This window comes from Rubrivivax sp. A210, from assembly GCF_904426505.1.
Classification (GTDB): domain Bacteria; phylum Pseudomonadota; class Gammaproteobacteria; order Burkholderiales; family Burkholderiaceae_C; genus Rubrivivax.
In genome coordinates, this window is record NZ_CAJGBN010000016.1 from 1 (window position 1) to 20,726 (window position 20,726).

Below are 20,726 nucleotides of genomic sequence, written 5' to 3' on the forward strand. Positions count from 1 at the left end.
CCAAGTCGGTGGCAGGCACCGCCACGCTCGACATCACGCCCGTCAACGATGCGCCTGCGACAACGGCCGTGACCCTGGCGGCCATCGCCGAGGACAGCGGCGCTCGCCTCATCACCCAGGCCCAGCTGCTTGGCAATGCCGGCGACATCGAAGGCGATGCGCTGGTTGCCAGCAACCTGGCCATCACTGGCGGCAATGGCAGCCTCGTCGACAACGGCAACGGCACCTGGACCTACACGCCCGCCGCCAACGACGACGCTTCGGTGAGCTTCAGCTACACCATCACCGACAACGGCACGACCAATGGCAATGCCGATCCCAAGTCGGTGGCAGGCACCGCCACGCTCGACATCACGCCCGTCAACGATGCGCCTGCGACAACGGCCGTGACCCTGGCGGCCATCGCCGAGGACAGCGGCGCTCGCCTCATCACCCAGGCCCAGCTCCTTGGCAATGCCGTCGACATCGAAGGCAATGGGCTGGTTGCGAGCAACCTGGCCATCAACGCCGGCAATGGAACCCTGGTCAACAACGGCAACGGCACCTGGACCTACACCCCTGCCGCCAACGACGACGCTTCGGTGAGCTTCAGCTACACCATCACCGACAACGGCACCACGAATGGCAGCGCCGATCCCAAGTCGGTGGCAGGTACCGCCACGCTCGACATCACGCCCGTCAACGATGCGCCTGCGACAACGGCCGTGACCCTGGCGGCCATCGCCGAGGACAGCGGCGCCCGCCTCATCACCCAGGCCCAGCTCCTTGGCAATGCCGGCGACATCGAAGGCGATGCGCTGGTTGCCAGCAACCTGGCCATCACTGGCGGCAACGGCAGCCTCGTCGACAACGGCAACGGCACCTGGACCTACACGCCCGCAGCCAATGACAACGGCGTGGTGGCCTTCGCTTACACCATCACTGACAACGGCACGACCGATGGCAATGCCGATCCGAAGTCGGTGGCGGGCTCGGCCACGCTCGCCATCACGTCGGTCAATGACGCACCCGCCCTGCCCGACAGTGCGCTGGCGCTGTTCCAGGACAGCCCCTGGGTGGGGCGCCTGCCAGCCGCCACCGACGCCGATGGCGACACGCTGCAATACGCCCTCGCCCAGGCACCCGCCCATGGCACCGTGACACTCGGCGCCGACGGCCAGTACCGCTACGTGCCGGCCGCCGGCTACAGCGGTGCTGACCGCTTCCAGGTCTCGGTCTCCGACGGCCAGGGCGGGTTGACGCTGGCCTGGGTGGACATGAACGTCATGCCGCTGCCCAGCATCTCGCTGCCGGCGGCCTTCGACACCGGCGCGTCCGACCGCGACCTGCACACCGAACTCGGTGTCGTCACCCTCGCCGGCAGCGCCGCACCCGGCCAGACTCTGCGCCTCTACAGCCCGGCCGGCGCGCTGCTGGCCACCACCGTGGCCGATGCCAACGGCCGCTGGTCGGTGCCCGATGTCGACCTGATGGCGCTTACCGGCGATGCCGCAGGTGCCGCGCCCGGCGCCCTCGGGCCCTACACCTTCAGCGTGCGTGCCGTGGCCGCCGATGGCCAGCTCAGTGCCGCCGCGCCGCTGACCGTGGTACGCGAATCGGTGCCGGCCGTGCTGCCCGCGCCCGTTGCCCCGGCACCGGCCGAGGCGCCCAGCAGCGCCCCCGCCGCGCCGGTAGCCTTCGAGCCAGTGGCCGCCCTGACCGATGGCGGTCCGGGCTGGCTGCTCTACACCGAGCCGCCGCCCGACGCGCAACGCCTGCCGCCGCAAGGCCCGCCCGCGCTGGATTCCAATGTCGGCGACATCTACACCCGCCCCAGTGGCTTCCAGATCATGGTCAACCCGGCGCCCGAACCTTCGCTGCGCCTGTTCCGCGGTCTCGACGACCAGGTGGTGAAGCCCGGCACCGCGCTCAATCTGCAGGTGCCGGCCGACACCTTCATCCACACCAACATCAACGAGACAGTGATGCTCCAGGCCACGCTCGCGAACGGCCAGCCGCTGCCCGGTTGGCTGCGCTTCGACGGCAAGGCCGGCACACTCGCAGGCGAACTGCCCGACGAGTGGCGCCAGGATGTCGTGATCCGCATCGTTGCGCGCGACAGCCAGGGCCGCGAGGCGACGGCGATGATGCGCATCAAGCTGAGCGATCTGCAGCGCGGCCGCAGCGGCGGCGGGCTCAGCCTTCAACTGCTGCGCAGCGGCGCACCGGCCCGCGCCGCACTGGTGCGCGGCTGATCGATGATGGACGCGGCGCCGCTGCTCGCCGACGACGCCGCGTCCACGCTGGCGCTGCTGCAGGCCTGCAAGCCCGGCGCCAGCGCGGCCGAACGTCGCTTCGTGCTGCTCAATCGCAGCCGCGAGGCCTGGCCCTACCAGCAGGCCCTGCTGTGGGCCGACGGCGGGGTGCAAGGCCATTCGGGCGTGGGCCAGATCGACAGGCTGGGCCCCTACGCGCAATGGCTGGAACGCCTGCTGCCGGTGCTGGCAGCGCGGCCGGCAGGCGCCCTGCAGTCCGAGGCCCTGCCCGCCGAGCTGGCAGCGCCCTGGGCCGAGTACTGGCCGGCCCACGCGCTCTGGCTGCCAGCTCCGGCAGGGACAGCTGATGCGGCGGCCTCAGCCACCGACCGCGTCGCCCCCGGCTGGTTGCTGCTGCGCGATCTGCCCTGGACCGAGCGCGAGGCGCAGGCGCTGGCGCGCTGGTGGGCGCTGTGGCTGCAGCAGGACGGCCTGGCCACTGCCGCCGCCCAGGCCGCCAGCGGCTGGGGTCCACGGTGGCGCGCGCTGCGCCGGACATCACGGCTGCGCCTGTGGGCTGGTGGTCTGTTGATGATGTTGGCGATGCTCGCCTGGCCCGTCACGCTCACCGTGCGCGCGCCGGGTGAACTGGTGCCGCGCCACCCTCTGGTGGTGCGCGCCCTGGTCGAGGGCACGGTGAGGGCGCTGCGCGTCGAGCCCAACCAGCCGGTGAAGGCCGGCCAGGTGCTGGCCGAGCTGGACGACGCAGGCTGGCAGGGCCGGCTGCAGGTGGCGCGCCAGGCCCTGATGACGGCCGAGGCCGAGTGGCGCCAGATCAGCCAGCAGGCGCTGCTGGACCCGCGCGCCAAGTCCCAGCTCGCCGCCGCCCAGGGCCGCCATGAAGAGCGCCGCTCCGAGGTGGCCTATCTGACTGAGCAGCTGCGGCGCTCGGTGCTGGTGGCGCCGCAGGACGGCGTTGCCCTGATCCAGGATCCGGGCAGCTGGCCCGGCCGCAGCGTGGTCGCCGGCGAGGCCATCCTGAAACTGGCCGAACCGCAAGACCAGGAGCTGGAAGCCTGGTTGGCCGTCGGCGACGCCATCGAGCTGCCGCCGGGCACGGCAATGGCGCTGCACCTCGCCGGCCGCACCGGCGAGCCGGTGCATGCAAAGCTGCGCCTCTTTGCCTATGAGGCCGAGCAGCGCGCCGATCTGGGCCTGGGCTACCGCCTGCGTGGCACGCTGGAAGGCCCGGTGACAGAGAGGCTGGGGGCCCGCGGCACGGTGCGGCTGGAGGGCCCCAGCGTGCCCCTGGCCTACTGGTTGCTGCGCCGGCCGCTGGCAGCACTGCGCGAGACCACCGGCTGGTAGGCCATGAACGCTGCCGCCGCCATGCCCTGGCCGCCGCTGCGCGAGGAATTGCGCCTGCACGAGGGCCCGGCCGACCGCGCCGGCCATCCCACCTGGACACTGCACGACCCGGTGCGCCACCGCTTCCTGCGCATCGACTGGACGACCTTCGAGATCCTGCGCCGCTGGTGGCTGGGCGATGCGCAACTGATTGCCGAGGCGGTGAACCAGCACAGCGCGCTGCAGGTCGACGCCGACGACGTTGGCGAGGTGCTTGCGCTGGCGTTGCGCGAGGAACTCGCCCAGGCGCCGGCACCGCCACGGGCAACGGTCACCGGCCAGCAGGGCCTGCGCGGCGCCGCGCGCTGGCTGCTGCACCACTACCTCTTCTTCCGCATCCCGCTGCTGCGGCCCGACCGCGGCCTGCAGCAGCTGCTGCCGCTGCTGCGCGGCCTGGGCAGCGGCGTGTTCACGGCCGCCACCGTGCTGGCGCTGGTGGGTGGCCTGTTCGGCATGCTGCAGCACGCCGAAGCCTTGCGCGCGCAGTGGCTGGACCTGCTGTCCTGGCAGGGCCTGCTGCTCTATGGTGCAACCCTGATCGCGGTCAAGCTGGCGCACGAGCTGGGCCATGCCCTGGTGGCCAAGCACCACGGCTGCCGCGTGCCCACCATGGGCGTGGCCTTCATGGTGATGTGGCCGATGGCCTATACCGACACCACCGAGGCCTGGAAACTCTCCAGCGCCCGCGCCCGCATGCAGATCGCCGCCGCCGGCGTGCGCACCGAACTCGCCATCGCCGCCTGGGCATCGCTGGCCTGGGGCCTGCTGCCCGAAGGGCCGGCACGCACCGCGGCCTTCGTGCTCAGCACCACCAGTTGGCTGAGCACGGTCTTCGTCAACCTCAGCCCCTTCATGCGATTCGACGGCTATTTCCTGCTCTGCGACGCATTGGAGCTGCCCAATCTGCATGAGCGCTCCTTCGCCCTCACCCGCCACGCGCTGCGCGCGGCCCTGCTGGGCTGGCAGGCGCCGCCGCCGGAACACTTCGAGCCGCCGCTGCGCCGCGCCCTCATCGCCTTCGGCCTCGTCACCTGGGCCTGGCGCCTGGGCCTGTACCTGGGCATCGCGCTGACGGTCTATGCCTTCGGCTTCAAGCTGCTCGGCCTGTTCCTGATGGCGGTGGAGCTGGCCTGGTTCATTTCGATGCCGGTGCTGCGCGAGCTGGCCGTCTGGCGCAAGGGCTGGCAGGAATGGCACGGCCGGCCGCGCGCCTGGCTTTCGGCGCTCTGGCTGGCCCTGCTGGGTGCGGCGCTTTGCCTGCCCTGGCAGCGCGCCGTCACCGGCGCCGCCCTGCTGCAGCCGGCTCAGCATCTGGCGCTGCAACTGCCAGCGCCAGCCTTGTTGACGGCACTGCACGTCCAACCCGGCCAGGCGGTGCAGGCCGGCCAGGTGCTGCTGCGCGCCTCGACACCGGGCCTGGAACGCCAGGCCGCCGGCGTGCGCGCCACGCTGCACAGACTGGAGACCGAGGTCGCCGCGGCCTCGCTGGGCGGCGAGCAGCAGGGCCGCTGGGCCTCGCTGCAGTCGGAACTGCGCATGGCGCGCGACGAGGCGGCGGCGATAGAGACCGAACTCGCACGCTACGCGCCACGCGCGCCCTTCGACGGCGTGGTGGTCGACATGCTGCCGGGTCTGGCGGCCGGCCAGATGTCGCCGCCGGCACGCCAGAACCTGCTGCAGCTGGCCGGCGCGGCGCGCTGGCTGGCCGTGGCCTATGTCGACGAAGAGACGGCGCGGGCGCTGCAGGCCGGCCAGACCGCCGCGCTGGGCGTAGATGCCGAGCCGCTGCGTCGCTGGCCGGCGCGCGTGGCGAGCGTCGCGCCGCAACCCAGCGTGCCCCTGCCCGAGGCGGTGCTGGTGCAGGCCCACGGCGGCCTCATCGACGCGCGTGAAACCGCCGCCGGCTGGGTGCCGCTGCGCGCGCAGTACCGGGTCGAACTGGAACTTGATGCAGCACCGCCGCTGGCCCTGCGCGCGTGGCGCGGCCATGTGCGGCTGCAGGGCGCCGAGCAAAGCCTGGCCGGCCAGGCCTGGCGCGCGCTGCGCGCGGTCTGGCTGCGCGAAGCGGGGTTCTGAACCCGGTCCAAGACCCGGTCACCGACCCGGGCCTGGGGGCCGGCGCCTGATCGCGGGGCTATCCTTGCCGGCCTTTCCGCCCGAGGAGATGCCCGTGCGCCCCAACCCGCCTCTGGACCATCTCCTCGACGCGATGACGCTGGAAGAGCAGGCCAGCCTGCTGGCCGGCGCCGACTTCTGGACCACGGTGGCCGTGCCGCGTCTGGGCGTGCCGGCGATCAAGCTCAGCGACGGCCCCAATGGTGCGCGCGGCGCCGTCTTCAAGGACGGCCCGCGCACAGCCTGCTTTCCGGCCGGCATCGCGCTGGCGGCGAGCTGGAGCCCGGCGCTCGTCGAGCAGGCCGGCGCGGCGCTGGGCCGCGAGGCGCGGCTCAAGGGCGCACGCGTGCTGCTGGCGCCTACCGTCAACCTGCAGCGCACGGTCTACAACGGCCGCAACTTCGAGTGTTTCTCCGAAGACCCCTGGCTGGCGTCCGAGCTGGCCGTGGCTTGTGTGCGAGGCGTGCAGTCGGCCGGCGTGGCGGCAACCATCAAGCACTTCGTCGGCAACGAGAGCGAATACCAGCGCATGAGCATCAGCTCGGACATCCCCGAGCGCGCGCTGCGCGAGCTCTACCTGCTGCCCTTCGAGCGCGCCGTGAAGGAAGCCGGCGTGATGGCGGTGATGACCGGCTACAACCGCGTGGGCGGCGTCTTCATGGCCGACCACCGCCGCCTGGTACACGAGGTGCTGCGCGGCGAATGGGGCTTCGACGGCCTGGTGATGAGCGACTGGATGGCCACGCTGGACACCGTGCAGGGCGTGCTGGCCGGCTGCGACCTGGAGATGCCCGGCCCGACGCGCGTGCGCGGCGCGCTTCTCGTGGCCGCGGTGCAAGAAGGCCGCCTGCCCGCCGCGGCCGTGCGCGCCTGCGCAGCCCGCGTGCTGCGCCTGGCCGAGCGCCTGGGCAGCTTTGCCGACCCGGTGATACCGGCGGAGCGCGCGGACGACCTGCCCGAGCACCGGGCGCTGATCCGCCGCCTCGGCGCCGAGGGCTGCGTGCTGCTGAAGAACGAGGCCGCGGTCCTGCCGCTGGCACCCCGCCCCGGCCAGACCGTGGCGCTGATAGGCCGCGCCGCCACCGTGGCACAGATCATGGGCGGCGGCAGCGCCAATGTGAACGCGCACTACCGCGTCGCGCCCGCCGACGCGCTGCGCGAAGCCTGCCCGGGTGTGGCCTTCAGCCAGCACGCGGGCGCCGACATCCACCGCTGGACGCCGGTGCTGGCCCAGCCCATGACGGTTGAAATCTTCGCTGGCAGCGATTTCGCCGGCCCCGCCTTCGCCACCCAGACCCTGCCCAACAGCGAGGTGCAGTGGATAGGCACCATGCCGCCGGGCCTGGTCGAGGGCCAGGTCTTCTCGGCCCGCACCACGCTGCGATTCGTGGCCGACGCCGACGGCGAGCATGCCTTCTCGCTGATCTCGGCCGGCCTGGCCCGCGCCACGCTCAACGGCGAGCCGGTGCTCGACGCCTGGACAAACTGGCGGCGTGGCGACACCTACTTCACCTTCGGCTGCGACGAGGTGGTGCACCGCCGCCACTTGCGCGCCGGCGAAGTGGTGGAACTGAATCTCGAGTTCTGCAACACCCCACCCGGCGGCGGCGGCCCGCCGCCGGCCTTTGCAGTGCTGCGCGTCGGCGCGGCGCGCGTGCTCGGCGAGGCTGACATCGCTGCCGCCGTCGAGGCCGCACGCGCAGCCGATGTCGCCCTGGTCTTCGCCGGCCTCAATGCCGAGTGGGACAACGAGGGCCTGGACCGGCCGGGCATGACCCTGCCCCACCGCCAGGATGAGCTGATCGCCCGCGTCGCCGCGGCCAACTCGCGCACCGTGGTCGTGCTGCAAAGCGGCTCGCCGCTGCTCCTGCCCTGGCTGGAGGATGTGAGCGCCGTGCTGCAGGCCTGGTACCCGGGCCAGGAATGCGGCCACGCCATCGCCGACGTGCTTCTGGGCGCCGCCGACCCCGGTGGCCGCCTGCCCCAGACCTGGCCGGCGCGCATCGAGGACACCGTGGCCTTCGGTGATCCGGCGCAATACCCCGGCGTGGACGGCCATGTCGCCTATGGCGAGGGCTTGCTGATCGGCTACCGCCACCATGAGGCGCGCGGCATTGCACCGCGCTTCGCCTTCGGCCATGGCCTGTCGTACACGAGCTTCGCCCACGAGGCCCTGGTGCTGAGCCGCAGCAGGTTGCGGCCCGGCGAGGCGCTGCAGGCCACGCTCACCGTTCGCAACACCGGCACGCGCACCGGCAGCGAGGTGGTGCAGCTCTATGTGCATGCCGTCGAGCCGGCCCTGCCGCGCCCGCCGCAGGAGCTGAAGGCTTTTGCCAAGCTGAGCCTGGCGCCCGGCCAGACACAAGCGGTGAGCCTGGCCCTGGGCATGCGCGCTTTCGCCGCCTTCGACGAGGCGCGCTGCGCCTGGGTGGCCGCGCCCGGCCGCTACGAGATCCGCGTCGGCGCCTCGTCGGCCGACATCCGCCAGCGCGCGACGCTGGTGCTGACGGATGAGTGGATGGAGCGGGTCGGGGCCTGAGGTGGCCGCGACAACGGAAAAGGGCAGCCTGCGCTGCCCTTGCTGGCGACCGTGAGGCCGGATCAGCTCATGTGCAGGCCACCGTTGCAGGCGATCTCGGCGCCGGTGGTGAAGCCGGAATCGGGGCCGGCCAGCCAGGCGCAGATGGAGCCGATTTCTTCCGGCGTGCCCAGGCGCTTGACCGGGATGGTGCCGACGATCTTCTCCAGCACCTCGGGCTTGATGGCGCGCACCATGTCGGTACCGATGTAGCCCGGGCTCACGGTGTTGACGGTCACGCCCTTGGAGGCCATTTCCTGGGCCAGGGCCATCGTGAAGCCGTGCATGCCGGCCTTGGCAGCCGAGTAGTTGGTCTGGCCGGCCTGGCCCTTGGCGCCGTTGACCGAGCTGATCTGGATGATGCGGCCCCAGCCCCGCTCCACCATGCCCGGCACCACCTGCTTGGTGACGTTGAACATGCTGTTGAGGTTGGTGTCGATGACGGCATGCCAGTCTTCCGGCGTCATCTTCAGGAACATGCGGTCGCGCGTGATGCCGGCATTGTTGACCAGCACGTCGATGGGGCCGTGCTCCTCGCGCGCCTTGGTGAAGGCCTGCACGGTGGATTCCCAGTCGGCGACGTTGCCCACCGAGACGTGGAATTCGTAGCCCAGGGCCTTCTGCTCGTCGATCCACTTGACGTGGTCACGGCTGGGGCCGCAGCCGGCGATGACCTTGAAGCCTTCCTTGTGCAGGCGCTGGCAGATGGCGGTACCGATGCCACCCATGCCACCGGTGACGTAGGCAATTTTCTGACTCATTTCTTGTCTCCTGGGTTGAATGAAAGTTGAAGCTTAACGCTCGACGGGCCGCGACGGATGCTGCCGCAGCCTGTCCTGACGGGCGTGGGTGTCAGACCTTGACCTTGACGTAGCGGCCGGGGGCCGCCTCGATGGGCTTGAACTTGGCGCTGCCGGGCACCTTGGGCGCGGCCACCTGCTTGCCGGCCAGCGGCGCCAGCCAGCCCGACCAGGCCGGCCACCAGCTGCCGGGGGCCTCGGTGGCGCCCTCGAACCAGGCCTCGGCGCTGGCCGGCAGCCGGTCGTTGGTCCAGTGGCTGCGCTTGCCCTTGGCGGGCGGGTTGATGACGCCGGCAATGTGGCCCGAGGCGCCGAGCACGAAGGTGCGCTTGCCCTTGAGCAGCGGCACCGAGCGGTAGGCCGCAGCCCAGGGCACGATGTGGTCCTCGCGCGAGGCGTAGATGAAGAACGGCGACTCGATGGCACCGAGGTCGACCGGCACGCCGCAGACCGTGAGCCGGCCCGGCACCTTGAGCTCGTTTTGCAGGTACATGTGGCGCAGGTACCAGCAATACATCGGGCCCGGCAGGTTGGTGGAATCGCCGTTCCAGTAGAGCAGGTCGAAGGGCGGCGGGGTCTCGCCCTTGAGATAGTTGCCGACGACGTAGTTCCAGACCAGGTCATTCGGGCGCAGGAAGCTGAAGGTGGCAGCCAGCTCCTTGCCCTTGAGCAGGCCGGGCCCGCCGGGCGCGTCGGGGCCGATGGTGAGCTCGCGCACCTGCACCATGGTCTCGTCGATGAAGATGTCGAGGATGCCGGTGTCCTCGAAATCGAGCAGCGTGGTCAGCAGCGTCACCGAGGCCGCCGGCTGGAACTCTCGTGCATCGGCCTTGCCGAGGCGTGCGCCGCGTGCCGCCAGCACCGCCAGCGCCGTGGACAGGATGGTGCCGCCGACGCAGAAGCCCAGCGTGTTGATGGTGTCCTGGCCGGTGATGGCCTGCACCGCGCGGATGGCGGCGATGGGGCCGTTCTCGATGTAGTCGTCCCAGGTCTTGCCGACCATGGAGTCATCCGGATTGCGCCAGCTCATCACGAAGGTGCGGTGGCCTTGCTCGACGGAGTAGCGGATGACCGAGTTCTCGGGCTGCAGGTCGAGGATGTAGTACTTGTTGATGCAGGGCGGCACGAACAGGAAGGGCCGCTCGTAGACCTTGGCGGTGAGCGGCTTGTATTCGAGGAGCTGGAAGAACTCGTTCTCGAACACCACGTGGCCTTCGGTGGTGGCGACGTTGCGGCCGACCTCGAACACGCTCTCGTCGGTCTGCGAGACATGGCCCTTCTTCAGGTCTTCGAGCAGGTGCTGCATGCCGGCGGCGATGCTCTCGCCTTTGGTGTCTATGGCCTTTTGCAGCGCCTCGGGGTTGAGGGCGAGGAAGTTGCTCGGGCTGGTGGCGTCTATCCACTGCTGCACCGTGAAGCGCACGCGTGCCTTGGTCTTGGCGTCGCCGTCGACGCTGTCGGCCATCTGCATCATGGTGCGCGCGTTCAGCAGGTAGAGCTCGGCGGCGATGGCGGTGGCCGGATTGGCCGCCCAGGCGCCGGCGGCGAAACGGCGATCGGCGATGGGGGCGGGCTTGGTCTTGGCCTCGCCCTCGGTCTGCAGGCGCTGCAGCGACTGGTTCCAGACGTCGGCCGCGCTCTTGAGATAGTCGTTCTGGATCTGGGCCAGCTGCGCCAGGGGCAGCTTGAGCCCCGAGACCGACTTCAGCGCATCGCCCACGGCGGAGCTGAAAGCCTGGGCCGTGTCGGGGGCGGTGTTAGGCGCAGTAGTGGCGGCGGCGGCTGGGGTTTTCGGGGTACGCTTGCTGACCATCTTCTTGTCTCCTGTGCCTTGGCACGCTGGGGGCGCGCCGGGCGCGGTTCGAAACCGCCAGCGCGCGTTGTAAGGTCGGCGCCTGACTTCGCGATGACTCGCACTCGGTCTTCGCGCTTCATTCTACGTACGCATGGACACCCTCACCGCATGAGCATCGTCGCCATCGCCTGGATCTATGTGGTGCTGATGATGGCCGTGGTCGAAGCGCAATCGCCCCAGGGCAGCGTGCTCGGCGCGGTCTTCACCTTCCTGCTCTACGGTGTCCTGCCGCTGGCCATCGTGCTCTACATCATGGGCACGCCCACGCGCCGGCGCATGCGGCGCGCGGCCGAGCGTTCAGCCTCTCCAGATGGCGGCGGCCAGGCGTCCGGTGGCGCCGTCGCGCCGGAACGAGAAGAAGGCTGAAGCCTCTTCCACCGTGCAGCGGCCTTCGCCGCTGACGGCCTCGACCCCGGCAGCCTGCAGGCTTTCGCGCGCCAGCCCTGGCAGATCAGCCAGCCAGCGCGGCGAGTCATCGGGCCGCGAACGCGGCATGAAGCGCCGCCGATCCGGCGCCGCCGGATCGTCGCCAAAGGCCTGCAAGACCTCGGCGCCAACCTCGAACTGGCGCGGCCCTATGCAGGGCCCCAGCCAGGCCAGCAGGTCACCGGGCTGCAACCCGGCGCCCCGGCACAGCGCCGCCACCGTGGCCTCGAGCACGCCGCCGGCCAGGCCGCGCCAGCCGGCATGGGCCGCCGCCACCGCACGGCCATCGCGCGCCGCCAACAGCACCGGCAGGCAATCGGCCACCTGCACCGTGCAGGCCAGGCCCGGCGTGGTGGTCCAGGCGGCGTCGGCCGGCGGCAGGTCTTGCGCCGCGCTGGCCGGCGTCAGTTCGAGGACGCGACAGCCGTGTACCTGCTGCAGCCAGACCGGCCGTGCGGCAATGGCAGCCGCGAAGCGGGCGCGGTTCTCGGCCACCGCGGCGGCATCATCGCCGCAATGCGCGCCCAGGTTGAGGCTGGCCCAGGGGCCGGCGCTGACGCCGCCCGCTCGCGTGCTCATGGCCGCGCCCACGCCGGGGGCCGCAAAGCCCGCGGGCCGCAACAAAGGCAGGCCGTTCACTCGACGAAATCGGGGCAGTTCTCGGGCCGCGTGCGCTCGAATGCGTCCAGCTTCATGCAGGCCTCGAAGACGCGCATCACCTGCGGCACATGGTCGAGCCGGCAGTCATAGCGGCGCGCGTTGAATATCTGCGGCACCAGCAGGCAATCGGCCAGCGTCGGCGCATCGCCGTGGCAGAAGGTGGAAGGCTGAGCTGCGAGCTGGCGTTCGATCACCTCCAGGCCGGTCTCGACCCAGTGGCGGTACCAGCGGTTCTTCTCGTCGTCGCCGATCTTCAGCTCGCGCACCAGGTAGCGCAGCACGCGCAGGTTGTTGAGCGGGTGGATCTCGCAGGCGATGTCCAACGCCAGCGCGCGCACGCGGGCGCGCTCGGCGGCGTCACCCGGCAGCAGCGGCGGCTGGGGATGGGTCTCGTCGAGGTATTCGATGATGGCCACCGACTGCGTCAGCACGCGCTCGCCGTCGCGCAGAAGCGGCACCAGCCGCGCCGCCGAGACGGCGGCATAGGACTCGGTGAAATGCTCGTTTTTGGTCAGATGCACCGGCTTGTAGTCGTAGGGCAGGCCCTTGAGCGCCAACGCGATGCGCACGCGGTAGGAGGCCGACGAGCGGCAGAAGTTGTACAGCTCCATCATGGCCGGCCCCCTGCCTAGCGCACGGCCACGCTCAGCGTGCCCAGGCCGGCAATCGCGCCCAGCATCACGTCGCCCCGCTGCACCGCGCCCACGCCGGCCGGCGTGCCGGTGTAGATCAGGTCGCCGGGCTGCAGCTTCCAGGCGGCGCTGATGGCGGCGATGGTCTCGCTGACATTCCAGATCAGATCCTTCAGGTCACCGCGCTGGCGCGGCTGGCCGTTGACGGCCAGGCTGATCTCGCCGCTCGCCAGCTCGCCGGTCTGGGCAATGGGCCGGATGGGGCCTATGGGCGCGCTCTGGTCGTAGCCCTTGGCGATGCACCAGGGCCGGCCCTGCTTCTTGGCCTGGGCCTGCAAATCGCGCCGCGTCATGTCCAGGCCAACTGCATAGCCCCAGATGTGCGAGGCCGCATCGGCCACCGCGATGTCGCTGCCGCCGCGGCCAATGGCCACGACCAGCTCGATCTCGTGGTGCAGGTCGGCAGTGAGCGAGGGGTAGGCGATGGTGCCGGTCTCGCCATCGGCCACGCTCACCACCGCGTCGGCCGGCTTCATGAAGAAGAAAGGCGGCTCGCGGCCGCTGAAGCCCATCTCGACCGCGTGCTCGGCGTAGTTGCGGCCGACGCAATAGATGCGGTGCACCGGGAACTCGCCGCCACCGCCGGCCACCGGCACGCTGACGACCGCGGGGGGAGTGAAGACATGGCTCATGGGCTGATTTCCTGGCGTCCGACACGGGGTGCGGAGATGATGCCACGCTGATGGCACGCCGCTGCCATGGCCTCGCCTTACACTGCGCCCCGATGTCCATCCCCCGCCGCATCAGGCACTGCCGGGTCTGCGGCACCCCGGTCGACTACCGCGTGCCGCCCGACGACAACCGCGAGCGCGCCCTCTGCCCGGCCTGCGGCGAGATCCATTACGAGAACCCGATCAATGTGGTCGGCACGCTGCCGGTGTGGGGCGAGCAGGTGCTGCTGTGCCGCCGCGCCATCGAGCCGCGCTACGGCTTCTGGACGCTGCCGGCGGGCTTTCTCGAGCTTGGCGAGACCAGCGCCGACGGCGCCTTGCGCGAGACCGACGAGGAAGCCGGCGCCCGGGTCGAGCTGGAGGGTCTCTACACCGTGATCGACGTCGTGCGTGCCGGCCAGATCCACCTCTTCTACCGCGCCCGCATGCGAGACACCACGCTGGCGCCGGGGCCCGAGACGTTGGAGGCCCGGCTCTTCCGCGAGGACGAGATCCCCTGGGACGAGATCGCCTTCCGCACCGTCAGGCAGACGCTGGAACACTTCTTCGCCGACCGCCAGCGCGGCGAAGGCTACCCCCTGCACGAGGGCGCCATCGCCTGATCGTCAGGCCAGGGCCGGCCCGGTAGCGCCGTCGAATCCCAGCTCCCACAGCAGCGCCAGATCGCCGGCGTCGGCAATGCCCTCGGCCAACGCGGTAAGGCCCATGCCGTGGATCAGCGACACCAGGCCCTGGGCGTAGGCGCGCACCGCCTCGTCGCTGGCCACGCCGCGCAGATGCCGCGCGTCGACCTTGACGTAGTCGATGCCCACCTCCTGCAGCCGCGGCAAATCCTCGGGTGTGGCGCCGGCGTGTTCGACGCCGATGCGCACGCCCAGGCGGCGCCAGACGGCCAGCGTGTCGGCCACCGCCAGCCAGTCGGCCGGGCGGGCGCCCTCGCCCCATTCAATGGACAGCAGGGCGGCGGCGCGCGCCGCGTTGGACAACCGTGCGTGTACCGCGGACGCAAAGCCCGGCTCGGCCAGCGAGGGCAGCCACAGGTGTACGGCGCGCGGTTGCTGGTCGGCGGCAATGGCCTCCAGCGCCAGCGCCAGCGCGGCCAGGTCGACCTGGGGCATCAGGCGCGTGCGCCGCGCCAGCGCCAGCCAGCGGCTCGCGGCTTCAAAGGGACCGTCGTCGCGCAACTGCACGCGCAGCGGGCATTCCAGGTGGATGAGGCCGCCGTGGCGATCTTTCACCTGGAAGGCAGCCAGGCGCACGCGGTCATGGGCCAGCGCGCTGGCGATCTGCTCGTGCCAGGCGTGGGCGCCGGCGGGGTCGGCGGCGGAATCGCCGAGTTGCTCGACGGCGCAGCCGCGGCCCGATTCGGCATGGGCCAGGGCGGCATCGGCCGCCGCCAGCGCCGCGCCGCTGGTGATGCCGATGAGGCCATCGACGCCGCCCACCGCCACTTCGGCGCTGCCGGCGTGCAGCGCGGGCGCAGCGGCGAGGGCGTTGAACAGCGATTCGGCGGTCTCGTCGGCGACGCCGGGCACCGGCAGGCAAAGCGCGAAATCGCTGCCGTTCAGCCGCCCGGCAAAGGTGCCCGGCACGCGCTCGACATAGGTCAGCAGCAGGCTGGCGATGGCGCCGAGCAGGCGGTCGGTGTTGTCATGGCCCAGGCGCTGATTGAGAGATTCCAGGCGCAGCACGCGCACCAGGATAAGGGCGCCGCCGGGCCCGCCCGGGCCGGCCAGCTGGTCATCCAGACGGCCCAGGAACTGCGGACGCTGCGGCAGGCCGGTGACGAGGTCGAACTGGGCCTGCTGCTGCAGCACCGCCAGCTGCGTGGCCTGGGTCGTGAAGACCATGCGCAGGCGCCGCACGGTGGCGTTCATGCTGCGCGTGAGATCGCGCAGCTCGGGCAGCGCGGGCTCGTCGGCCTCGATGAAGCGACCCTGCTCCAGCGCCTGCGCCTGCGCCACCGTGGCCAGCAGCGGGCGCTGCCACAGGCGCAGCACCAGCGCGCAGGCAATGGCGGCGGCCAGCGCCAGCAGGCTGAGCAGGCCGACGGTGTGGGTGGCGGCCTCCCACAGCGCATCATGGGCCCAGGCGGTCTGGGCCTCGGCCCGCAGCGTGCCGATGTCGCGCCCGCCATCGCCCACCAGGGCGCGGCCGGGCTCGGCGATCAGCGGCAACGCCGCCACAAACCAGGCCGGCGCCCGCCCGGCCCGCGGCGGCTGTTCCAGCGCGATGAGGTGGCGGCCGTCCTCGCGTGCCAGCACCAGGCGGTGGTAGTGGCCGAGGTCAAATTGCGAAGCGGCCAGCAACTGCATCGCCGCCAGATCGCCCTGCTGCTGCGACAACACCTGGGCCAGCGCGGCGGCGGCCTCGCGGTTGCGCTGATCCAGCTGGCCCTGCAGCGCCGTGCGCACGCTCAGGCTGTGCAGCACCAGGCCGCCGCCCAGCGCCAGCAGCAACAGGGCGGCAATCAGCAGCGCGATGCGGCGCATCAGCGTCAAGGCGCGCTCCGGCCTGCGGGACTGTGCGGCATCAAAGGAATTCTTCCTTGCGGGTCCGGCCTGGTGCCCGCCACCCATGCGACGGGCGCACCGTCCCTCCCCTTGCACAGACCCGCGGCATCGCGATTGGATACCGGCACCCGGCCCATGGCCCGGGCACCGCCTGCGCCCCGGCCCTCGCGCACCCAGCGCGCCCGCCCATGCTCACACGGAAGCCCGCCCGGTGGCGGGTCGCTTGTGGGGAGTGGCCGGCTCAGGCGTGGGCTGCACGCAGCTTGAGCGAGAACTCCTGCAGCGCGGCAATGCCGCTGTCCTCGGCCTTGCGGCACCAGGCCTGCAGGTCGGCCACCAGCTGTTCGGCCGAGACATTGGTGCGGGTCCACAGCGCGCGCAATTCCTCGCGCATGGCCACCAGCTGGGCCAGGCGCGGGCTCTCGCCCAAGGCCTCGGCCAGGCCGGGCTTGACGCCGCTGGGGATCTTGTCGTCGTCGCGGTGCAGCCAGGCCTTGGCCAGGCGCATATTGCTGAACCGGGCGCTGTTCTCGGCGCCCTGGGCCTTGAGGCGGTCAAGCTCGGCGGCCACCGCGCGCTTGAGCTCGGCGGCGTAGTGGGCCATCACCTCGTAGCGGTTGGCGATGATGGCTTCCAGCGTCTGGCCGTCGGCCACCGCCTTGACCGCACCCAGTGCCAACCGCGGCGGCGTCTTGCGCACCTTGGCCAGGCCCGCCATTTCGAGCAAGCGGATGTAGAGCCAGCCGATGTCGAACTCGTGCGGCTTGACCGACAGCTTGGCCGAGGTCGGGTAGGTGTGGTGGTTGTTGTGCAGTTCTTCGCCGCCGATCACGATGCCCCAGGGCGAGATGTTGGTGGAGGCGTCGGCGGCCTCGAAGTTGCGGTAGCCCCACCAGTGGCCAAGGCCGTTGATGATGCCGGCCGCAGTGATGGGAATCCAGGCCATCTGCAGCGCCCACACGGCGGCACCGGCGGCGCCCATCAGGAAGAGATCGAGCACCAGCAGCAGGCCCAGGCCTTGCCAGGTGTAGCGGCTGTAGAGATGGCGCTCCACCCAGTCGTCGGGCGTGCCGTGGCCGTACTTGGCCACCGTTTCGGCGTTGCGCGATTCGCTGCGGTAGAGCTCGACGCCGTCGAGCAGCAGCTTCTTGATACCGTGGATCTGGGGGCTGTGCGGGTCATCGACCGTCTCGCACTTGGCGTGGTGCTTGCGGTGGATGGCAACCCACTCCTTGGTCACCATGCCGGTGGAAAGCCAAAGCCAGAAGCGGAAGAAATGCATCACCAGCGGATGCAGTTCCAGCGCGCGATGCGCCTGCGAGCGGTGCAGGAAGATCGTGACCGCGGCTATCGTCACATGGGTCGTGCCCAGTGCGATCAGCAGCACCTGCCACCAGGAGGCGGCGAGCACGCCGTGGGCGAGCCATTCGACGAGCGCGTCATGCGCGAGCCACAGCAGATCCATCGAAACATCCTGGGATTGGAATTACGTCCCCAGCATTGTAGGGGGGTGACCTTTTCCGGACGGACTCTTTCTGCACCGCTGCCCTGGGGTCATCCCGGGGTCCGCGCAGCCTTTCAGCGTCTTTGCCAGACCGCAGCGAAGAAGCCGTCGGTGGCGTGTACATGCGGCCACAGGCGCAGCCAGGGCCCGGCCACCAGTTCGGCGGCGCGCTCTACGTGCGCGGCCTCCAGCAGGGCCTGCACCGGCAGCGGCAGGAAATCGGCCGCACGCTCGGCGCTGAAGGCCTCGGCCACGGCCTCGTTCTCGTCGGCAAGCAGGCTGCAGGTGGCATAGACCAGGCGCCCGCCCGGCTTGAGCAGGCGCGCCGCGCCGGCCAGGATGGCGGCCTGCTTGACGCGCAGTTCGGCCACGGCCTGCGGCGACTGGCGCCATTTCAGATCCGGGTTGCGGCGCAGCGTGCCCAGGCCCGAGCAGGGCGCGTCGACCAGCACGCGGTCGATCTTGCCGGCCAGGCGCTTGATGCGCTCGTCGCGCTCGTGGGCGATCTGCGCCGGGTGGACATTGGACAGCCCGCTGCGCGCCAGCCGCGGCTTGAGCGCGTCGAGCCGGTGGCCCGAGACATCGAAGGCATACAGGCGCCCGGTGTTGCGCATGGCCGCGCCCAAGGCCAGGGTCTTGCCGCCGGCACCGGCGCAGAAATCGACCACCATCTCGCCGCGCTTGGGGTCGGTGAGCAGGGCCAGCAGCTGGCTGCCTTCGTCCTGCACCTCGACCGCGCCGCCGGTGAACACATCCAGCTTGCTGAGTGCCGGCTTGCCCTGCACGCGCAGGCCCCAGGGCGAATAGGGCGTGGGCGTGGCGACGATGCCGGCGGCGGCCAGCGTGGCGACCACGTCTTCGCGCCTGGCCTTGACGAGGTTGACGCGCAGGTCCAGCGGCGCCTGGGCCGACATCGCGTCGACCAGCGGCCAGAAGCCGTCGCCCAGCGTGGCCTTCAGCGGCGCGGCCAGCCAATCGGGCAGGTTGTGGCGCAGCTTCTCGGCCAGGGTGCTGCGGTCGATGCGCTGGAATTCGGCCAGCCAAGTCTGCTCGTTCGGCGACAGCGCGCCGCGCAGATAGACCTCGCCACCCTGCCAGGCCAGGATGGCCAGCCGGCGTTCCAGCGGGCCGCTGCCGCTTTGCGCCATGTGCTGGAACAGCAGGCGCTGGCGCAGCACGGTGTAGGCCGTTTCGGCCAGCGTGTGGCGCTCGCGCGTGCCCAGCGCCCGATGTTGGCGGAAGAAGGCCGAGACCACGGCGTCGGCCGGCTGGTCGAGCCTGAGCACCGCGCGCAGCAGCTCGGCGGTGAGGTCCAGCAAGGCGTTGGGATGCATCAGAGCAGTACCTGGGAAGCGCCGGCTGTCTGCACGACGCGGCCGTTGGCAACCGCCAGCTTGCCTTCGACGAACCAGCGCACCGCGAGCGGGTAGATCACATGCTCGGTGGCCAGCACGCGGGCGGCCAGTGCCGCCTCGTCATCGCCCGGATGCACCGCCACCACGCTCTGCATCACGATGGGGCCGTGGTCGAGCTCGGGCGTCACGAAATGCACCGTGGCGCCCACCGCCTTGCAGCCGGCCTCCAGCGCGCGGCGGTGGGTGTGCAGGCCGGTGAAGGCCGGCAGCAGCGAGGGATGGATGTTGAGCAGCCGGCCCTCGTAATGCCGCACGAAGGCCTCGCCCAGGATGCGCATGAAGCCGGCCAGCACCAGCAGATCGGGCGCGAAATCGTCGATCACGCGCGCCAGTTCGGCGTCGAAATCGGCGCGTGCGGCGTAGGCCCGGTGCTCGACCACGGCGGTGGCAATGCCGCGGGCGGCGGCCCAGGCCAGGCCGGCGGCGTCGGCGCGGTTGGCGACGACCGCGGCCACCTGGGCCGGCCAGCCCTGCTCGGCGCAGCGCTGGACGATGGCTTCCATGTTGGAGCCGCGACCTGAGATGAGGATGACGATGCGTTTCATGCGGGGCTTCATGCGGTGCGGCAGTTTAGGCGCTGTCGCGGCCCGCTCCGGCGCCTGAGACAATCGCGCCCTTCCCCACCCGCCCTGCCCGCCATGCGATCACGCGTCCTTTCCGGCATGCGCCCCACCGGCGCCATGCACCTCGGCCACTACCACGGCGCGCTCAAGAACTGGGTGCGGCTGCAGCAGGAGCACGAGTGCTTCTTCTTCGTCGCCGACTGGCACGCGCTGACCACGCACTACGAAGAGCGCGGCGTCATGGAGCGCTATGTCTACGACATGGTGATCGACTGGATCGCCGCCGGCCTGGACCCCGAGGCCTGCACCCTCTTCATCCAGAGCCGCCTGCCCGAGCATGCCGAGCTGTTCACGCTGCTGGCCATGGGCACGCCGCTGGGCTGGCTGGAACGCGTGCCCACCTACAAGGACCAGATCGAGAAGCTCAAGGACCGCGATCTCGCCACCTACGGCTTCCTCGGCTACCCGCTGCTGCAGGCGGCCGACATCCTGATCTACAAGGCCACCTATGTGCCGGTGGGCGAGGACCAGAGCTCGCACGTCGAACTCACGCGCGAAGTGGCGCGCCGCTTCAACAACCTCTATGGCCGTGGCAGCGACCATGACGCCCGCGTGGCCGCCGCCCTGGCCAAGCTGCCCAAGGACGACGCGCGCTACTACGAGCGCCAGCGCAAGGCCTTCGGCGAGACCGGCAGCGCCGAGGCCCTGGCCAAGGGCGAGGGCATGGTCAGGAAGGCCGCGGCCGCCGTCGCCGGCTGGAGCAGCGACGACGGCGAGCTGCTGCTGGGCCACCTGAAGGGCAGTGGCCAGACCGTGCTGGTCGAACCCCAGGCCCTGCACACCGAGGTGCTGCGCCTGCCCGGCACCGACGGCACCAAGATGAGCAAGAGCTATGGCAACGCCATCCTGATGCGCGACGAGCCGGCCGAAGTGACGAAGAAGGTGCGCGGCATGGCCACCGACCCCGCCCGCGGCCGCCGCACCGACCCCGGCGACCCCGCCAAATGCCCGGTGTGGCAGTTCCACAAGGTCTACAGCGACCCAGCGACGCAGCAATGGGTGGTGGAGGGCTGCAAGAGCGCCGGCATCGGCTGCCTGGACTGCAAGCAGCCGGTCATCGACGCCATCGTCAAGGAACAGCAGCCCTGGCGCGAGCGCGCCGAGGCCTACCTGACCAACCCCAAGCAGGTTCACTGGATCGTCGAGATGGGCACCGAGCGCGCACGCACGGTGGCACGGCAGACCATGAAGGACGTGCGCACGGCGATGGGCCTGAACTACTGACACGCCCGG

16 protein-coding genes are annotated in these 20,726 nt (G+C 70.8%); 7 read left to right on the forward strand and 9 right to left on the reverse strand.

Annotated elements, in window-relative coordinates; translation table 11 throughout:
- From JMV16_RS12505 to JMV16_RS12520, 4 genes are all read left to right on the forward strand, one after another.
- Positions 1–2,234 (forward strand): cadherin-like domain-containing protein (locus JMV16_RS12505; protein ID WP_201494616.1); only part of this gene is annotated, 2,234 nt, incomplete at its 5' end.
- Between the two features lie 6 nt (positions 2,235–2,240).
- Entirely contained in the window at positions 2,241–3,602 is a 1,362-nt protein-coding gene (locus JMV16_RS12510) for an efflux RND transporter periplasmic adaptor subunit (RefSeq protein WP_201494617.1), read from the forward strand.
- A 3-nt stretch (positions 3,603–3,605) separates the two neighbouring features.
- Positions 3,606–5,717 carry an HlyD family efflux transporter periplasmic adaptor subunit gene (locus JMV16_RS12515; protein WP_201494618.1) on the forward strand — a complete coding sequence of 704 codons (2,112 nt, stop codon included), beginning with the start codon at positions 3,606–3,608 and terminating at the stop codon, positions 5,715–5,717.
- A 94-nt stretch (positions 5,718–5,811) separates the two neighbouring features.
- Entirely contained in the window at positions 5,812–8,295 is a 2,484-nt protein-coding gene (locus tag JMV16_RS12520; RefSeq protein WP_201494619.1) for a beta-glucosidase, read from the forward strand.
- Between the two features lie 62 nt (positions 8,296–8,357).
- Here the strand turns inward: JMV16_RS12520 and phbB are convergent, their stop codons facing one another.
- On the reverse strand, positions 8,358–9,095 hold the full coding sequence (gene phbB / locus JMV16_RS12525) for an acetoacetyl-CoA reductase (protein ID WP_201494620.1): 738 nt from the start codon (positions 9,093–9,095) through the stop codon (positions 8,358–8,360).
- A 91-nt stretch (positions 9,096–9,186) separates the two neighbouring features.
- The gene (gene phaC, locus JMV16_RS12530) at positions 9,187–10,947 is read right to left on the reverse strand and encodes a class I poly(R)-hydroxyalkanoic acid synthase (RefSeq protein ID WP_201494621.1); all 1,761 of its coding nucleotides are present in this window, start codon (positions 10,945–10,947) and stop codon (positions 9,187–9,189) included.
- Between the two features lie 150 nt (positions 10,948–11,097).
- On the opposite strand from phaC, the gene JMV16_RS12535 reads away from it, so the two are divergent.
- Positions 11,098–11,355, forward strand: coding sequence for a hypothetical protein (locus tag JMV16_RS12535; protein WP_201494622.1), 258 nt, complete (start codon positions 11,098–11,100; stop codon positions 11,353–11,355).
- Here the strand turns inward: JMV16_RS12535 and pgeF are convergent.
- From pgeF to JMV16_RS12550, 3 genes are read right to left on the reverse strand one after another with little or no spacing between them, the layout of a single operon-like run.
- Complete coding sequence (pgeF, locus tag JMV16_RS12540) at positions 11,287–11,994, reverse strand: peptidoglycan editing factor PgeF (RefSeq protein WP_201494623.1); 708 nt, start codon at positions 11,992–11,994, stop codon at positions 11,287–11,289. The genes JMV16_RS12535 and pgeF overlap by 69 nt on opposite strands.
- A gap of 56 nt (positions 11,995–12,050) precedes the next feature.
- Positions 12,051–12,686, reverse strand: a complete 636-nt coding sequence (gene maiA / locus JMV16_RS12545) for a maleylacetoacetate isomerase (RefSeq protein ID WP_201494659.1) — start codon at positions 12,684–12,686, stop codon at positions 12,051–12,053.
- Positions 12,687–12,703: 17 nt separating this feature from the next.
- A complete protein-coding gene (locus JMV16_RS12550; RefSeq protein WP_201494624.1) occupies positions 12,704–13,399 on the reverse strand; it encodes a fumarylacetoacetate hydrolase family protein in 696 nt (231 codons plus the stop codon).
- Positions 13,400–13,491: 92 nt separating this feature from the next.
- Here JMV16_RS12550 and JMV16_RS12555 point away from each other — a divergent pair, with 92 nt between their 5' ends.
- Complete coding sequence (locus tag JMV16_RS12555; RefSeq protein ID WP_201494625.1) at positions 13,492–14,040, forward strand: NUDIX hydrolase; 549 nt, start codon at positions 13,492–13,494, stop codon at positions 14,038–14,040.
- A 3-nt stretch (positions 14,041–14,043) separates the two neighbouring features.
- On the opposite strand, the gene JMV16_RS12560 is transcribed toward JMV16_RS12555, so the two are convergent.
- From JMV16_RS12560 to purN, 4 genes are all read right to left on the reverse strand, one after another.
- Positions 14,044–15,930, reverse strand: a complete 1,887-nt coding sequence (locus JMV16_RS12560) for an EAL domain-containing protein (protein ID WP_236580498.1) — start codon at positions 15,928–15,930, stop codon at positions 14,044–14,046.
- 262 nt (positions 15,931–16,192) lie between these two features.
- Positions 16,193–17,416, reverse strand: coding sequence for a fatty acid desaturase (locus JMV16_RS12565; protein WP_201494627.1), 1,224 nt, complete (start codon positions 17,414–17,416; stop codon positions 16,193–16,195).
- A 113-nt stretch (positions 17,417–17,529) separates the two neighbouring features.
- The gene (locus tag JMV16_RS12570) at positions 17,530–18,789 is read right to left on the reverse strand and encodes an RsmB/NOP family class I SAM-dependent RNA methyltransferase (protein ID WP_201494628.1); all 1,260 of its coding nucleotides are present in this window, start codon (positions 18,787–18,789) and stop codon (positions 17,530–17,532) included.
- Complete coding sequence (purN, locus tag JMV16_RS12575; RefSeq protein WP_201494629.1) at positions 18,789–19,415, reverse strand: phosphoribosylglycinamide formyltransferase; 627 nt, start codon at positions 19,413–19,415, stop codon at positions 18,789–18,791. Before purN ends, JMV16_RS12570 begins: the two co-directional genes overlap by 1 nt.
- A 93-nt stretch (positions 19,416–19,508) precedes the next feature.
- Between purN and JMV16_RS12580 the strand changes: the two genes are divergently transcribed.
- Positions 19,509–20,717 (forward strand): tryptophan--tRNA ligase, encoded by a 1,209-nt coding sequence (locus JMV16_RS12580; protein WP_201494630.1) that lies wholly within the window; start codon positions 19,509–19,511, stop codon positions 20,715–20,717.
- The last annotated feature ends 9 nt before the right edge of the window (positions 20,718–20,726 follow it).

Excerpts from the sequence above, each read along its gene's own strand:
- JMV16_RS12510 (WP_201494617.1), top strand. The coding sequence starts at position 2,241 with ATGGACGCGGCGCCGCTGCTCGCCGACGACGCCGCGTCCACGCTGGCG.
- JMV16_RS12515 (WP_201494618.1), top strand. The coding sequence starts at position 3,606 with ATGAACGCTGCCGCCGCCATGCCCTGGCCGCCGCTGCGCGAGGAATTG.
- phbB (WP_201494620.1), bottom strand. The coding sequence starts at position 9,095 with ATGAGTCAGAAAATTGCCTACGTCACCGGTGGCATGGGTGGCATCGGT.
- phaC (WP_201494621.1), bottom strand. The coding sequence starts at position 10,947 with ATGGTCAGCAAGCGTACCCCGAAAACCCCAGCCGCCGCCGCCACTACT.
- JMV16_RS12535 (WP_201494622.1), top strand. The coding sequence starts at position 11,098 with ATGAGCATCGTCGCCATCGCCTGGATCTATGTGGTGCTGATGATGGCC.
- pgeF (WP_201494623.1), bottom strand. The coding sequence starts at position 11,994 with ATGAGCACGCGAGCGGGCGGCGTCAGCGCCGGCCCCTGGGCCAGCCTC.
- maiA (WP_201494659.1), bottom strand. The coding sequence starts at position 12,686 with ATGGAGCTGTACAACTTCTGCCGCTCGTCGGCCTCCTACCGCGTGCGC.
- JMV16_RS12550 (WP_201494624.1), bottom strand. The coding sequence starts at position 13,399 with ATGAGCCATGTCTTCACTCCCCCCGCGGTCGTCAGCGTGCCGGTGGCC.
- JMV16_RS12555 (WP_201494625.1), top strand. The coding sequence starts at position 13,492 with ATGTCCATCCCCCGCCGCATCAGGCACTGCCGGGTCTGCGGCACCCCG.
- JMV16_RS12560 (WP_236580498.1), bottom strand. The coding sequence starts at position 15,930 with ATGCGCCGCATCGCGCTGCTGATTGCCGCCCTGTTGCTGCTGGCGCTG.
- JMV16_RS12565 (WP_201494627.1), bottom strand. The coding sequence starts at position 17,416 with ATGGATCTGCTGTGGCTCGCGCATGACGCGCTCGTCGAATGGCTCGCC.
- JMV16_RS12570 (WP_201494628.1), bottom strand. The coding sequence starts at position 18,789 with ATGCATCCCAACGCCTTGCTGGACCTCACCGCCGAGCTGCTGCGCGCG.
- purN (WP_201494629.1), bottom strand. The coding sequence starts at position 19,415 with ATGAAACGCATCGTCATCCTCATCTCAGGTCGCGGCTCCAACATGGAA.
- JMV16_RS12580 (WP_201494630.1), top strand. The coding sequence starts at position 19,509 with ATGCGATCACGCGTCCTTTCCGGCATGCGCCCCACCGGCGCCATGCAC.